The organism is Streptomyces tanashiensis, from assembly GCF_014648895.1.
GTDB classification, from domain to species: Bacteria; Actinomycetota; Actinomycetes; order Streptomycetales; family Streptomycetaceae; genus Streptomyces; species Streptomyces tanashiensis.
Map to the genome: position 1 here is coordinate 642994 of NZ_BMRZ01000001.1, position 15348 is coordinate 658341.

The 15348-nt window shown below is 74.5% G+C and carries 11 protein-coding genes; 6 read left to right on the forward strand and 5 right to left on the reverse strand.

Annotated elements, in window-relative coordinates; translation table 11 throughout:
- Positions 1-27: 27 nt before the first annotated feature.
- Positions 28-435, forward strand: coding sequence for a rodlin (locus tag IE237_RS02880; RefSeq protein ID WP_189800180.1), 408 nt, complete (start codon positions 28-30; stop codon positions 433-435).
- A gap of 109 nt (positions 436-544) precedes the next feature.
- On the opposite strand, the gene IE237_RS02885 is transcribed toward IE237_RS02880, so the two are convergent.
- Positions 545-2566 (reverse strand): thioredoxin domain-containing protein, encoded by a 2022-nt coding sequence (locus tag IE237_RS02885; RefSeq protein ID WP_189800181.1) that lies wholly within the window; start codon positions 2564-2566, stop codon positions 545-547.
- Between the two features lie 110 nt (positions 2567-2676).
- On the opposite strand from IE237_RS02885, the gene IE237_RS02890 reads away from it, so the two are divergent.
- Positions 2677-6138: a tetratricopeptide repeat protein gene (locus tag IE237_RS02890; protein WP_229842213.1), complete on the forward strand. Its 3462-nt coding sequence runs from the start codon at positions 2677-2679 to the stop codon at positions 6136-6138.
- A 106-nt stretch (positions 6139-6244) separates the two neighbouring features.
- Here IE237_RS02890 and IE237_RS02895 read toward each other — a convergent pair whose 3' ends face one another.
- Entirely contained in the window at positions 6245-6493 is a 249-nt protein-coding gene (locus IE237_RS02895) for a hypothetical protein (RefSeq protein ID WP_189800182.1), read from the reverse strand.
- Positions 6486-7367: a mycothiol conjugate amidase Mca gene (gene mca / locus IE237_RS02900; RefSeq protein ID WP_189800183.1), complete on the reverse strand. Its 882-nt coding sequence runs from the start codon at positions 7365-7367 to the stop codon at positions 6486-6488. Before mca ends, IE237_RS02895 begins: the two co-directional genes overlap by 8 nt.
- Before the next feature lie 98 nt (positions 7368-7465).
- Between mca and IE237_RS02905 the strand changes: the two genes are divergently transcribed.
- The 4 genes from IE237_RS02905 to IE237_RS02920 all read left to right on the forward strand — a co-directional run bounded on the left by IE237_RS02905 (position 7466) and on the right by IE237_RS02920 (position 13421).
- Positions 7466-7867, forward strand: a complete 402-nt coding sequence (locus IE237_RS02905; protein ID WP_189800184.1) for a DUF4307 domain-containing protein — start codon at positions 7466-7468, stop codon at positions 7865-7867.
- A gap of 190 nt (positions 7868-8057) precedes the next feature.
- The gene (gene greA, locus IE237_RS02910; RefSeq protein WP_189800185.1) at positions 8058-8555 is read left to right on the forward strand and encodes a transcription elongation factor GreA; all 498 of its coding nucleotides are present in this window, start codon (positions 8058-8060) and stop codon (positions 8553-8555) included.
- Positions 8556-8662: 107 nt separating this feature from the next.
- Complete coding sequence (locus IE237_RS02915) at positions 8663-11128, forward strand: serine/threonine-protein kinase (protein ID WP_229842215.1); 2466 nt, start codon at positions 8663-8665, stop codon at positions 11126-11128.
- A gap of 4 nt (positions 11129-11132) precedes the next feature.
- Positions 11133-13421, forward strand: coding sequence for a serine/threonine-protein kinase (locus tag IE237_RS02920; protein ID WP_189800186.1), 2289 nt, complete (start codon positions 11133-11135; stop codon positions 13419-13421).
- Between the two features lie 12 nt (positions 13422-13433).
- Here the strand turns inward: IE237_RS02920 and IE237_RS02925 are convergent, their stop codons facing one another.
- Positions 13434-14279: an ABC transporter permease gene (locus tag IE237_RS02925; protein WP_370468148.1), complete on the reverse strand. Its 846-nt coding sequence runs from the start codon at positions 14277-14279 to the stop codon at positions 13434-13436.
- 5 nt (positions 14280-14284) lie between these two features.
- Positions 14285-15310 carry an ATP-binding cassette domain-containing protein gene (locus tag IE237_RS02930; protein ID WP_189800188.1) on the reverse strand — a complete coding sequence of 342 codons (1026 nt, stop codon included), beginning with the start codon at positions 15308-15310 and terminating at the stop codon, positions 14285-14287.
- Positions 15311-15348: the final 38 nt, after the last annotated feature.

Here is a 15348-nt window from a genome sequence, read left to right on the forward strand (position 1 = left end):
CGGGCCAGGACCCGAAAGGCCTGAACAATGAAGAAGCTCTTGGCGACGGCTGCTGTGGCCGCGTCCGTCCTCGGCGCGACGGCGGCGGGTGCCGGTCAGGCGCTGGCCATCGCCGACGACGGCGGCACCACCTCGCTGTCCGGCAACGGCGCGCACCAGGAGTTCGGCAACTCCTCGACCCACGGCGACATGAGCCCGCAGTTCGCGCTCGTCCAGGGCTCCCTGAACAAGCCGTGCGTCGGCCTGCCGGCCAAGGTCAACGCCGGTTCGCTGATCGGTCTGATCCCGATCTCGGTCCAGGACGTCAACGTCCTGTCCTCCCCGCAGAACCAGCAGTGCACCGAGAACTCCACCCAGGCCAAGGGTGACGAGCCGCTGTCGCACATCCTCAGCGACATCCCGGTGCTCTCCGGCAACGGCGCCGGCAACAGCTGAGCCGCGACGCCCGGCCACGGCGCGGCCCCGCCGCCCCTCCTCGGAGGGGTCGCGGGGCCGTCCCCGTTCCGGGCCGGGGTCTACCGCGCCGGGGTCTTCCGGGCCGGGCTCAGAGCTTCCGGCGCAGCTCCGCCGGGTCGGTGACCGGCGCGTCGCACGTGAAGTGACGGCACACGTACGCGGCGGGCGCCCCGGCCACGAGCGGCCGGTCCTTCAGGAGCGGGAACTCCTCGCCGCCGGGGGCTCCGGTGGCGAGGACCGCTCCGGGGGTGGTCGCCGCCAGGGCCGTACGGCGCAGCTCCTGGAAGGCCGGGTCGGCGGGGTCGCCGACCACGGCGATCTCGCGGGGTCCGTCGAGGAGGGCCTCGGCGACGGCCAGGCCCCAGCCGATGAAGCGGGGCGCGCGCGGGCCGAGGGCCTTGACCACGCCGAGGGCCCCCTCGGCCGCGGCGCGGTGGGCCTCCGAGCCGGTGTGCGCGGCGTACGAGAGGAGTGCTCCGGCGGCGGCGGTCCAGCCCGACGGGGTGGCGTTGTCGGTGGGGTCCTGGGGGCGCCGGATGAGGGTCTCGGCGTCGTGGGCCGTGTCGTAGAGCGCGCCGCCCTCGGCGGTGAAGCGGTCGAGGACGAGGTCCAGGAGGAAGCCGGCGAACTCCAGCCAGGCGCCCTCGCCGGTGACGGCGGCGAGGGCGAGGAACCCCTCGGCGACGTCGGCGTAGTCCTCCAGGACGCCCGCGTTGGTGCCGGCCCGGCCGTCCTTGGACGTCCGGGTGAGGCGGGCGGTCTCGTCCATGTGGACGCGGACGAGGAGGTCGGCGGCCTCGGTCGCGCGCTCGATCAGGTCGGGGCGGTCGAAGAGGGCGCCGGTCTCGGCGAGGGCCGCGATCGCGAGGCCGTTCCAGGCGGCGACGATCTTGTCGTCCCGCCCGGGACGCTCGCGCTCCTCGCGGGCGGCGAGGAGCCGGGCCGCGATCGAGGCGATCCGGCCGGCGTCGGCCGGGCCGGCCTCCTGCGGGAGCTGCAGGACGGAGCTGCCGTGCTCGAAGGTGCCGTCCTCGGTGACGCCGTAGTGGGCGGCGGCGAGGGCGGCGTCCTCCGCGCCGAGGACCTCGGCGAGCTGCTCGGGGGTCCACACGTAGTAGGCGCCCTCGACGTGCCTGCCGGTGCCGTCGTCGGAGTCGGCGTCGAGCGCGGACGCGAAGCCGCCCTCGGGGGTGCGGAGTTCACGGACGAGGAAGTCCGCGGTCTGCAGGGCGACCCGGCGGGCCAGGTCGCTGCCGGTGGCCTTCCACAGGTGTGCGTACACCCGGCACAGCAGGGCGTTGTCGTAGAGCATCTTCTCGAAGTGCGGGACGACCCAGGCGCGGTCGACGGCGTAGCGGGCGAAGCCGCCGCCGAGCTGGTCGTAGATGCCGCCGCGGGCCATCGCCTCGCAGGTGTCGGCGGCCATCTGGAGGGCGCCCTCGGACTCCGTACGGGCGTGGTGGCGGAGCAGGAACTCCAGGGCCATCGACGGCGGGAACTTGGGGGCGCCGCCGAAGCCGCCGCGGGTCGCGTCGTACTCGCGGGTGAGCGCGAGGAGGGCCTGCGCGAGCTCCTTCTCACCGGGGACGCCGTCGCCGCCGTAGGCGAGGGAGCGGCCCGCCAGGTCCTTCACGATGCGGTCCGCGACCTCGGCGACCTCCTCGCGCCGGCCGGCCCAGGCGTCCTTGACGCCCTCCAGGACCTCCGGGAAGGAGGGCATCCCGTGGCGGGGCTCGGGCGGGAAGTACGTACCGAAGTAGAAGGGAGCGGCGTCCGGGGTGAGGAAGACGGTCATCGGCCAGCCGCCCTGGCCGGTCGCGGCCTGGACGGCCTCCATGTAGACGGCGTCGACGTCGGGGCGCTCCTCGCGGTCGACCTTGACGGCCACGAAGTGGTCGTTGACCAGGGCGGCGGTGGTGTCGTCCTCGAAGGACTCGTGCGCCATGACGTGGCACCAGTGGCAGGAGCTGTACCCGACGCTGAGGAGCACGGGGACGTCGCGGCGCCGGGCCTCCTCGAAGGCCTCGGCCGACCACGGCCACCAGTCGACCGGGTTGTCGGCGTGCTGCAGGAGGTACGGGGAGGTCTCATGGGCCAGTCGGTTCGGCATGTCCCCATCCTGCCGCAGCGGTCTCCTCCTTTCTCCGCTCTCTCGCGCCGACGCGCGCGACGCAGGACACTGGGCCGGATTCGTCGGGCACGCGCGGAGGGGGAACGCAGATGCGGGAGAGTCACCGGGCCGAGGCCGAGCGGCTGTTGGAGCGGGCCGTGGCGGAGGAGATACGGACCTCCGGCGGCCGGGCCGACACGGAGGCGCTCCTCGCGCGGGGTCGGGCCGAGCTGGACGTGATGGCGGCGGGAGCGGTTGACGCGTACGCGGTCTACCTGCGGGCGGTGGAGGAGGCGGAGGCGGGGCCGCCGCGACCGGCGGGCCGTTTCGCCGGCCCGGCGATCGGGGGCCCAGCCCTGGTCACGGGGGTCGCCGCGGCCGCCGCGTTCGGTGCGGACCTGGCGCTCGGTACGGCGGCGGGGACGGCGCTCGGCGCGGGCGCGGCGGTCGCCGTGGCCGGGGCGGCGGCGACCGTCCTCCGCGCGACGACCGGGCACCGCGCGACCGGCACGCCGGGCCGGGCCGCCGGGATCGAGCAGCTACGACTGGCGTGGCTGACGGCCTTCGAGGCACGGGGGGTACGGCCGTTCCTGGAGCGGGAGCGCGCGGGGGCGGGCGGACGGACGCCCGATGCCGGGACGGGGCGGCCGGAGGCCGGGGGTCTTCCCGCCGGGGCCGCGGGGCCTGCGGCCGGGGCCGGCGGGACGGAGGACGGAGCTGCCGGGGGCGGGCTCGGCCGGGCCGGGGCGGAATCCGGGGTCCATGGGGCCGGAGCCTGGAGGGGCTGGGACGGCGCGGGGGCCGGGCTCGGCCAGGCCGGGGCCGGGGGATCCGAGGTTCCGGGGGCCGGAGCCCGGTGGGGTGAGGACGGCACGACGGGGGGTGCCGGGGGCTCCGGGGCTTGGGAAGGCCAGCGGGGGCTTCGTGGGGGCGATCGGAGTGCGGCGGCTCGGAGTCGGACCGTGCTGGCGCGTTCCTTCGGGCATCTGCCCGATCCCGGTGGGGTGTTCGCCGGGCGGCGGGACGAGCTGGCCCGGATCACCCGCTGGGTGCAGGCCGGGCGGGCCGCGCCGGTCACCCGGCCGACCGTCGTGCAGCTGCACGGCGCACCGGGGTCCGGCCGCACCGCGCTCGCCGTGCGGGCCGCCCACGCGCTGCGCGACCAGTTCCGCGGGGCCTGCGTCGTGGACCTGCGCGGCGCGGCGAGCGGCGAGCGGCCCGTCTCGACCCGGGAGGCGCTGCTGCACCTGCTGAACCGGCTCGGCGCCCCGCGCGACCGGCTCCTCTTCCGCGAGGGTGCCTCGGCCGACCAACAGGTGCGTCGGCTCTCGGAGTTGTACCAGCGGCAGCTCACCGGGGTGCCGGTCACGGTGATCCTGGACGACGCCGTGGACCCCGCCCAGGTGCGGGCCCTGCTGCCGGAGCGCTCCGACAGTCTGGTGCTCGTGACCTGCCGGGAACCGCTGGACCTCGGCGAGGACCTGCCGGCCGACGTGCACACGCTGCCGGTGGCCGCGCTCGACGTGGCGGGCGCCGAGGAGCTGCTGCGCGCGACGGCCGGCGCGCCCGACCCCGGGCCGTACGACGCCGAGGCCTTCGAGCGGATACGAGAGCTGTGCGGCGGCCTGCCGCTGGCGCTGCGGGTCGTGGGCTCCCTGTTGGGGCACCGCTCCATGGAGGACGTGGCGCACGTCCTCGCCCGCCCCGGCTGGGGCCCCGATCCCGTCGAACGCGCCCTGTCCGTCCGGTACTTCCTCGACTTCGACGAGGACGCCCGGCAGCTGCTCCGGCGGCTCGCGCTGGCCGGGCGGGCGTCCCTCGGCGCTGCGGCGGCCGCCGCCCTGCTCGACGGGAGCGGGCCGGAGGCGGCCCGGCGGCTGCGGGAGCTCTCCGGGGCCGGTCTCCTCGACCACGTGCGCGGGGAGCGCTACCGGCTGCACGACGTGGTGCGCGGCTTCGCGGCCGTCCGGCTCCTGGACGAGGAGGACGCGGCCGGGATCGCGGCGGCGCAGGAGCGGCTCATCCGGAACCACGCGGAGCTCGCGGACGCGGTGATCCGGATGGTCGACGGCAAGATGTCGACCCGTGCCGACCGGTTCGACGGGCACGGCTTCGGCTCGCTGGAGGCGGCGCTCGGCTGGCTCGACGAGGAGTCCAGTTTCATCACGGCGGCCCTGCGGCACGCGGAGGGCGTCGACCAGCAGACGGTCCTGGGCCTGCTCAGCGCGCTCTGCGACTACTGCCTGCTGCGCGGCGACCTCTACCGTCTCGGCGAGATCAACGAGCTGGCCGAGTCCGTCGGGCAGGGGCTGCTCACCCGCTCGGTGCGCTGGCGGACCGGTATCGCGGCCCGGCAGCTCGGTGAGCTCGACAAGGCCCACAAGACGCTGACCTCGGTCGTCTCCCAGTACCAGGAGGCGCACCAGGACGCGGGGGCCGCGCTCGCGCTCTGCTCGCTGGGGATCACGCTGCACCACCAGGGGCGGCTGACGGAGGCCGCGGCGCGTCTGCGGGAGGCGCTGGCGCTCCAGGAGCCGGAGTCGCTGGCCGCCGACCGGGGCTGGACGCTGCACGCGCTCGCCGCCGTCGAGCGCGACCGGGGCGACCTGGCCGAGGCGACGGCGCTGCTGGAGCGGTCGCTCGCCCTGCACCGCGAGCACGAGTCGCTGCACGGTGAGGCGTGGGCGCACTTCCAGCGCGGCCAGGTGCTGCTGGTCCGGGGTGACGTGCCGGGCGCGGAGGGCGAGCTGCGGCGCGCCCTGGAGACGTACGGGCGCGTCCACGACGGGCGCGGCGAGGCCTGGGCGCTGACCCAGCTGGCGCGGGCGCGGCTCGCCGCCGGGGAGGCGGAGCCGGCGGTGGAGGAGCTGCGCGGGGCGCTCGCGCGGCACCGGGAGCAGGAGGACGCGCGCGGCGAGGCGTGGACGCTGTACTACCTGGGGCAGGCCCTGGAGGAGCGGGGCGACCGTGACGAGGCGGTGCGGGAGCTGGGCCGGGCGCGGTCGATGTTCTCGCGGATGCGGGACCTGTACGGCCTCGCGTGCGCCCGGCACCACCTGGGCCGGGTGACCCGGGACCAGCAGGCGGCCCGGGCGGGGAACCTGCGCAATTCCGGGTTCGCCCGGCAGCTGCTGGTGGACGCGCGGGCGGACTTCCGCCGGATCGGGGTCGCGCACGGCGAGGGCTGGGCCTGTCTGGAGCTCGCGGTCGTCGACGCCGGCAACGGCCGGGTGGCGCAGGCGCTCGCGCTGTGCGAGGAGGCGCGCTCGCTGTTCGACGCGTACGGCGACCGGCGGGGCGCGGACTGGGCCCGGCTCCTGCGCTGCGGGCTGCTCCCGCACGCGGCGCCGGGCACGCCGGAGCCGGGGACGGCGTCGGCGCGCGAGGAGCTCGCGGCGCTGGCCGCGGACCGGCATCCGTCCCGCGATCCGAGGGTCGACGACTGCGCCGAGGCCCATGGACTGCTGCTGGACCGGGGCATCGCGGCGGCGACCCCGTGGCAGGCCTGGGACCTGGGCCTGGTCCCGTCCCGTCACGCCCGGGAGGTCCTGGGGGTGCCGGGGGCCCGGTGACGGGCCGGCTCTCCGCGGGCTCGCGGACGACGGGCGACGGGCTCGCGGGCGACGGGCGACGCCCCCTGTCCCGCACCTCACGGGTGCGGGACAGGGGGCGGTCGTGTCACTTGCCCGGGGCGCCGGCCTGCTTCGCCGGGGTGTCCGGGGTCGTCGCCGCCGGGTCCGGGGCCTCCTCGAAGGAGACCTTGCCCATGTGGCGGTTCATCGACTTCATCAGCATCCAGACCGCGAGGGCCAGGGCGGCGAAGACGACGAAGCCGAGGACGCCGGGGGTCACCTTGTTCTTGTCCAGCTCTTCTGCGGCGAAGGGGACAAGCTGGGTCAGTGCCAGGTGTGCGCTCATGTCAGGCATTGTCGCGGATGCCCGCGAAGAGATCTTCCTCGGGGAGGGAGGTCGGGACCAGCGCCTTGCTGAGCTCGTACTCCTCCGTCGGCCAGACCTCCTTCTGGATCTCCATCGGGACCCGGAACCAGCCGCCGTCGGGGTCGATCTGGGTGCGGTGGGCGATCAGGGCCTTGTCGCGGATCTCGAAGAAGTCCGCGCAGGGCACGAAGGTGGTGAGGGTCCGCTCCTTGCGCTCGAACTCCTTCCAGCGCTCCAGCCACTCTCCGTACGGGGACTCCAGGCCGCGGGCGAGGAGCGCCTCGTGCAGGGCGGTGGTGCGGGGGCGGTTGAAGCCCTGGTTGTAGTAGAGCTTCAGGGGCTGCCAGACCGGGCCGAACTCGGCCTCCGGGTACTTCTCGGTGTCGGTCGCGCCGTCGAAGGCCACCATCGTGATCTTGTGGGTCATGATGTGGTCGGGGTGCGGGTACCCGCCGTTCTCGTCGTAGGTCGTGACGACCTGCGGACGGAAGGAGCGGATCTTGCGGACCAGCTCGCCGGCCGCGGTGTCGACGTCCTCCAGGGCGAAGCAGCCCTCGGGCAGCGGGGGCAGCGGGTCGCCCTCGGGCAGGCCCGAGTCGACGAATCCGAGCCATTCCTGGGAGACGCCGAGGATCTCCCGGGCCTCGTCCATCTCCTTGCGGCGCACCTCGTGGATGTTCGCCTCGATGTAGGGGTCGCCCTGAAGCTGGGGGTTCAGGACCGAGCCGCGCTCGCCGCCCGTGCACGTCACCACCATGACGTCCACCCCCTCGGACACGTACTTGGCCATCGTGGCCGCACCCTTGCTCGACTCGTCGTCGGGGTGGGCGTGAACGGCCATCAGTCGCAGCTGCTCAGTCAAAGCTCGATCCTCAGTGATTCGACGCGGAGCGTGGTCTCTATAGTGACGGAATCGGGGGAGTGAAAATTCCGCCACCCCCGGCTTCGAGAGGATCCCCCATGAGCGCGGTGCGAGAGCAGCTGCCCGAGGGGCGCTACGGGCGCTCCGCGGACGAGCGGGCGGATCGCACGCTGCGGATCGCCGGAGCGGTGCTCGGGGTTCTCTTCGTCGGCCTCCTGGGCTGGTTCGGCTGGTACTACGTCGTCGACAGCAGGATCAGCGCCGAGATGATCAAGTTCGACGTGGTGAGCGCCACCGAGGTCCAGGTGCACCTGGAGGTCCGGAAGGACGAGGGCGTCAAGGGCGTCTGCACGCTGCGCTCGCGCTCCGAGGACGGGGCCGAGGTGGCCCGCAAGGACGTCCGGATCGACGACGACGCGACCCGGGTCGACCGCGTCTTCTCGCTGCGCACGACCGCCCGCGCGACGAGCGCGGAGCTCATGGGGTGTACGGCCCGGTAGCGGTGGGTAGGGACGGTGTGTCGAGTCCCGGCGAGTCACCACGGTGACCTGGGGTGACGCCATCTTGATGGTTTTTGTCCTCCCGCTTTTCGCCACTCATTGTTAGGCTCGTGGTTTCGCCCACCCGGGACAGCACAGTTTTCCCGTGTAGGGCGATGCTTTGTATTCCCAGTACCTACGAGGAGCACCTGTGACCCAGACCAGCGACAACGTCACCTGGCTCACCCAGGAGGCGTACAACAAGCTCAAGGACGAGCTTGAGTACCTGTCTGGTCCCGCGCGTACCGAGATCGCGACGAAGATCGCCGCGGCGCGCGAAGAGGGGGACCTGCGCGAGAACGGCGGGTACCACGCGGCCAAGGAGGAGCAGGGCAAGCAGGAGCTCCGGGTCCGTCAGCTCACCCAGCTGCTCCAGCACGCCAAGGTCGGCGAGGCGCCGGCGGACGACGGTGTCGTCGAGCCGGGCATGGTCGTCACGATCGCCTTCGACGGCGACGAGAACGACACGATGACCTTCCTGCTCGCCTCCCGCGAGTACGCGAGCGGTGACATCGAGACCTACTCGCCGCAGTCGCCGCTCGGCGTCGGCGTCAACGGCAAGAAGGCCGGTGACGACGCGGAGTACGAGCTGCCGAACGGCAAGAAGGCCTCGGTGAAGATCCTCAGCGCGAAGCCGTACACCGGCTGATCCGCACTCCTTGAGCGAAGGGCCGGCCCCCGTGGGGGCCGGCCCTTCGTCCTGCATGGACATGCAATGATGCCCATCTGACGTCGCGTCACCAGGGGGAGGCCGAGGTGCTGGGACCGCTGCGCGAGGACGCACCGCGCCGGATCGGACCGTACGAGGTGCTGGCCCGGCTGGGGGCCGGCGGCATGGGCGAGGTGTTCCTCGCGCGGGACACCGACGGCACCGGCGGCGGTGTCTTCGTCGCCGTGAAGACGGTACGGCGGGACGTCGCCGGCGACCCGGCCTTCCGGGACCGCTTCCGGCGCGAGATCAAGGTCGCCGCGCTCGTCGACAGCGCGTACGCCGCCGCGCCGGTCGGCGGTGACGCCGACGCCGGGGTGCCCTGGCTGGCCACCGCGTACGTCCCCGGGCCCAGCCTCTCACAGGCCGTGCGGCGCGGCGGCCCGCTGCCCGTCGCGACCGTGCGGGCGCTCGGCGCGGACGTCGCCCGGGCCCTCGCCGACCTGCACGGGGCCGGGGTCCTGCACCGGGACCTCAAGCCCGGCAACGTCATGCTCTCCGTCGACGGCCCCCGGCTCATCGACTTCGGCATCGCGCGCAGCAGCACCGCGACCACCATGACCGCGACCGGCCTGATGGTCGGCACGCCCTCCTTCATGTCCCCCGAGCACGTGGCCGGCGCCCGCCGGGTCATCGCGGCCTCCGACGTCTTCTGCCTCGGCTCGCTCCTCTGCTACGCGGCGACCGGCGAGGACCCCTTCGGCGACGGGCCCCTCGCGGCCGTCCTCTACCGCGTCTCCCAGGCCGATGCCGACCTGACGCGGGTCCCGGAGGAGCTGCGCGGGACCGTCGCCGCCTGCCTGGCCGTCGACCCGGAGGAGCGGCCCACGCCGCAGGAGCTCGCCGGGCTCCTCGGCGCCGGGACGGGGAAGGTCTTCCCCTGGCCGGAGGGCGTACGGGACCACATCGGCGAGTACGGCAGGGAGCTCGCCCAGCTCGTCGCCTCGGGCGGGCCGCTCCTGGAGGCGCCGCCCGCGCCGGCCGGTCCCGTGGTCACCCCGACCGTCCCCGGCCTGCACTCCGTCCCGACGCTCGCGCCGGTGGCCCCGCCCACCGTGCCCGCCGCGGTGGCGCCCCGGAAGCGGCGGAAGCGGCTGCTCGCCGCCGTCCTCGCGCTCGCGGCCGTGGCCGGCGGCCTCGGCACGTATCTGCTGTGGCCCGACCCGGCGCCGCCGAAGACGCCCGTCACGGCGGGCCCGCCGGCCGGGCCCCGCGTCCCCGGCGTGAGCGACCGCGGCCCCGCGGACGCCTCGGGCGTCGTCGCGCAGAACGCCGCCCAGCGCCCGGCCGGCTGGAAGCCCTGGCGGGCGAAGCTGACCGCCCCCGCGCTCGGCTGCTCGGCCGGGGAGAAGGTGCTGGTGTGCCGGACGACGGACGGGCGGTACGAGGCGCTGGACCCGGCGAACGGGAAGCGGCTGTGGACCGCGGACCTGGTGGCGGACCCCCGCGACGACATGAGCTTCATCGGGCCCACCGGCGGGATCTTCATCGCGGGCGGCACCGCCGTGCCCGCCGTCCACGACGGTTCGGTCGCCCTGCTCTCCGGTGAGCGCGTCCAGGTCCGGGAGGCCCGCAGCGGCGCGGTGCGCTGGGAGAAGAAGAGCACCGCAGGTGCCAAGATCCGCACGCAGCCGGTCGTGGGCGACGGGGCGGTCTTCGTGCCGACCGGTGACGACGACAGCGGCCGGATGACGGCCTTCGCGCTGGCGGACGGCCGGGAGCTGTGGACCAAGGCGCTCACCAACGCCGACCTCGCGCGCGGGTATTTCCGCGACTTCGAGCCGGTCGCCTACGCGAACGGGCTCGTGTACGCGCTCAGCGACGGCGGCTTCGTGGCGTTCGACGCGAAGACCGGCCGGCAGCGCGGCCAGGTGCCCCCGGCGGCCAAGGAGTGCGACAGCCTCCTCGTCCAGGGCCGGTACGCCTACTGCGCGCCGCTCGACGCGACGAACGAGGCCCCGCTCGTGCTGCACCGCCTGGACGCCACGACGCTCGCACCGGTGGGCGGTGGCCCGCTCGCGGTCCCGGCCGGGGTGGCGAAGTCGGGCGCCTGGCCGACCGCCGTGTCCGCCCGGGCCGCCGTCGTCCTCGACCGGGGGGCCATGCGCTGGGCCGACTGGGGCAACACCAGCGCGCCCGAGGGCGCGTTCGTCCTCGACCCGGCCACCGGCGGCCTCCTCGGCCGCTACCCGCTTCCGCCGGCCGGGGCGGCCGACGTCGGGCGGCAGCTCGTCTCCGACCCGCTGATCGCCGGGAACTCCCTGCTGTGGGCGGACTTCTCGTCCCTGCACCTGGTGCCCTTGGGCAACGGCGGCAAGCCCGGCAAGGAGCGGGTCGTGCCCGTGCCCGGCGCTCCCGGGCCGCGCGCCAGTGACCCGTACGACCGCGTGAACGGCACCTACCTGGACCGGGAGATCCGGCCGCCGGTGGTCCTGCCGCTCGGCGGTGTCGCCCACGTCGTGTACGACACCGGGGTCGTCGCCTCCGTCGCGCTCCCCGGCGAGAAGGAGTAGTCCCGTGCTGGAAGCCCTGCCCCCGGGACCCCCGCGGCTCCTCGGGCCCTACCGGCTGCTCGCCCGCCTCGGCGCCGGCGGCATGGGCGAGGTGCACCTCGCCTGCCGGGCGGACGCGCCGACGGCCGATCCGTACCGGATGGTCGCGGTGAAGACCGTGCGGGAGGACCTGGAGGTCGACGGGGACTTCAGGACCCGCTTCCGGCGCGAGATCGCGGCGGCGAGGACCGTGGACGGGCCGGGCGTCGCGCGGCTCGTGGACGCGGACGCCGACGCGCCGTCGCCGTGGCTGGCGACCGAGTACGTGCCGGGGCCCTCGCTCGCGGAGGCGGTCGTACGGTCCGGGGCGCTGCCCGTCGCGGCCGTACGCGCCCTGGGGGTCGCCCTGGCGCGGGCGCTCGCGGACGTGCACGCGGTGAAGGTGCTGCACCGGGACCTCAAGCCGGCGAACGTGCTGCTCGCCTCGGCCGGGCCGAAGCTGATCGACTTCGGCATCGCGCAGGCCTTCGAGGCGACCGCGCTGACCTCGACCGGTCTGGTGGTGGGCTCCCCCGGCTTCATGTCGCCGGAGCACCTGGTGGGGAGCAGGGCGGTGGTGCCCGCCTCGGACGTGTTCTGCCTGGGCGCGGTGCTCGCGTTCGCGGCGAGCGGCCGGGGGCCGTTCCACGACGACGAGATGGCGGCCGTGATCTACCGGATCAGCCGGGCCGAGGCCGACCTGGACGGGGTGCCGGAGGAGCTGCGGCCGGCGGTGGAGCGCTGCCTCCGGCTCGACCCGGCGGAGCGGCCGTCGGCGGCGGAGCTGACGGAGCTGCTCGGCGGCGGGGACGCGCCCGGGGTGTTCCCGTGGCCCGGCACGGTGCTGTCGCTGCTCGCCGAGTACGGGGAGGCGGCCCGGAGCGCCGGCGAGGCGGCGGCCTCCGGCGCGGGCGTGGCCGACCTGCCGACGCTCGGCCCGGTGGTGCCCTACTCCCCCACGGCGGTGACGGACCGGCCGGTGCTCCCTCCGACGCCCGTGGAGCGGCGCCGCCGCCCGTGGGGCGCGGTGGTCGCGGGCGCGGTGGCGGTCGCGCTGGTGGCGACGGTGGGCGTGGTGCTCCTGAACCGGAACGACGGGCAGGACGGTGGGTCCACGGGCGGGGTCGCGGGACCCTCGGCGACGGGCCCCGGGGCGGGCACCACGCCGCCGGTCGCCTCGCTGAGCCGGGTGGTCCTGCCGTACGGCGGCGAGGGCCGCGGCAACGACTTCGGCGCGGCCGCCACCGACCGCGCCCACCGCCCGGCGGGCTGGTCGCCCTGGACCGCGAGGGTCGAGCAGGGCGTCGGCAGCTGCGCGCTCTCGCCGAAGGTCCTGGTCTGCCCCGGGTCCGGCGGTGGGGTCACCGGGCTGAGCGCGGCGGACGGCAAGGAGCTGTGGAAGGTGCCGGGCCGGGGCGAGGGCCTGCGCAGCGGGCCCCAGTACCCGGCGGTCGTCGGCGGCACGGCGTATGTGACGGGTCCGGACGGGGTCGTCTCGTACAACGTCGAGGACGGCCGGGAGCGGGGTCGTGTCCCGGGGCCCGGGGCCGACTGGGCCGTGAAGGGCACGGACCTGCGGGACGGCGTCCTCTACTCGACGTACGTGAACATGCGTGACGAGGGGACGGGACTGGTGACCGCCGTGCGTCTCGCCGACGGCGAGGAGCTGTGGCGGACGCCGCTCGACGCCCTGCCGGAGGAGCCGGTGGCGGCGGCGGGCCGGGTTCTGGTGCCGCTGGGGGTCGTGCCGGTGGCGCTGGACGCCCGTACGGGCAGGGAGGTGGCGCGCGGGGCGGCGGGCTGCCAGCGGTTCGTGGTGCACGAGAAGAGCGGCGGCGTGCTGTGCACGGGCTCCTCGGACGGGTCCGTGACGGTGCTGGACGGCACGACGCTGAAGCGCGAGCGGTCCTTCGGCACCGGCGTGACGGCGGGGCCCGCGGTGAACGCGGACGGTCTGGTGGCGGTGGCGAGCGGCGCGGCCGTGAGCGTCTACGACCTGGAGAGCGGCGCGCGGCGCTGGTCCCTGCTGCCCGTGGTGACCGAGGGGGTTCTGCGGGAGGTGTACTTCGCGGGGGACCGTGTGCTGGCCTTCGGCAAGAACGAGGCCGTGTCCGTCGCGGCGGCGGGTCCCTCCTCCGACGACGACTACGGGCGGTTCGAGGCGAGACTTCCCGACGGGTTCACGGTGCAGGCCGCCGGGGAGGCGCTGGCCGCCGGAGGGGCGGCGTTCCTCGCCTTCCCCGACGGCCTCGTGGTCTCCGCGTACCTGCCCTGAGGCCGTCGGCCGTCACGCCGTCGCCGAGCGGTACTTCCGTACCGACAGCGTCCGGAAGACGACGACGATCAGGATCGACCAGAGGAGCGACGCCCACACCGGGTGCTGCATCGGCCAGGCGTCGGAGGTCGAGACGCCGGGGTTGCCGAAGAGCACGCGGCAGGCCTGGACGGTCGCGCTGAACGGGTTCCACTCGGCGATGGGCTGGAGCCAGGAGGGCAGGTTGCTGGAGTCCACGAACGCGTTCGAGATGAACGTGACCGGGAAGAGCCAGATCAGCCCGCCCGAGGTCGCCGCCTCCGGTGTGCGGACCGAGAGGCCGATGAGCGCCCCGATCCAGGAGAAGGCGTAACCGAGGAGGAGCAGCAGGGCGAAGGCGGCGAGGGCCTTGGGGATGCCCTCGTGGATGCGCCAGCCCACGAGCAGGGCGACGATCGCGAGGACGACGAGGGTGAGCGTCGTCTGGACGAGGTCGGCGAGCGTACGGCCGGTGAGGACCGCGCCCCGCGCCATCGGCAGCGAGCGGAAGCGGTCGATCAGGCCCTTGTGCATGTCGTCGGCGATGCCCGCGCCCGCTCCGGCCGTGGCGAAGGTGACGGTCTGGGCGAAGATGCCGGCCATCAGGAACTCGCGGTAGACGGTCGGCGAGGTGGAGCCGTCGATCTGCATGGAGCCGCCGAAGACGTAGCTGAACAGCACCACGAACATGATCGGCTGGATGAGCCCGAAGATGATCATCTCCGGGATCCGGGACATCTTGATGAGGTTGCGGCGGGCGATCACGAGCGAGTCGTTGACGGACTGGACGATCCCTCCGCGCGGGCGCGGGGCGGTCAGATGGTCCGGCGACCCCAGGATGGTGGTCACTTCACGGCCTCCTTCCGGCTCTTCCGGCCCCCGGCCCCGACCGGCGGCTGTTCCTCCTCCTCGGCCCGCTCGGCCGCGTGGCCGGTGAGGGAGATGAAGACGTCGTCGAGGGTCGGGCGGCGCAGGCCGATGTCGTCGATCTCGACGCCGACGGCGTCCAGGTCGCGGATGACCTCGGCGAGCAGCTTGGCGCCGCCGGCGACGGGGACGGTGAGCTTGCGGGTGTGCTCCTCGACGGAGACCTCTCCGTGGCCGATCCCCGCGATGCCGTAGCGGGCGAGGACGTCCCGGGCGCCGGTGATCATCTCCGGCTCGTGCACGACGACCTCGACGCGCTCGCCGCCCGTCTGGGCCTTGAGCTGGTCGGAGGTGCCCCGGGCGATGACCCTGCCCTGGTCGACGACGCAGATGTCGTGGGCCAGGTGATCGGCCTCCTCCAGGTACTGCGTGGTGAGGAGCAGGGTCGTACCGCCGGCGACGAGCTCCTTGATGACGTCCCAGAGCTCCTGGCGGTTGCGCGGGTCGAGGCCGGTGGTCGGCTCGTCCATGAACATGACCGGCGGGGAGACGACGAGGGCGGCCGCCAGGTCGAGGCGGCGGCGCATGCCGCCGGAGTACGTCTTCGCGGGCCGGTCGGCGGCGTCGGCGAGGTGGAACCGGTCGAGCAGCTCACCGGCCCGCACCTTCGCGGCCTTCGCCCTCATCTGGTAGAGCTGGCCGACCATCTGGAGGTTCTCGCGGCCGGTGAGGTACTCGTCGACGGCCGCGAACTGGCCGGAGAGGCCGATCGAGCGGCGGACCTCGTTGGGGTGCCTGAGGACGTCGATCCCGGCGACGACGGCCCGTCCGCTGTCGGGCTTGATGAGGGTCGTCAGGACGCGCACGGTGGTCGTCTTCCCCGCGCCGTTCGGGCCGAGCAGACCCAGGACGGTGCCCTCCGGCACGTCGAGGTCGACCCCGTCCAGAGCTCGTACGTCGCCGAAGGTCTTCACCAGACCCTCGGCGTATATCGCGCCTGGCATGTGGATTCTCCCAGGGAGATTCGGGCGTTTCCTACCGA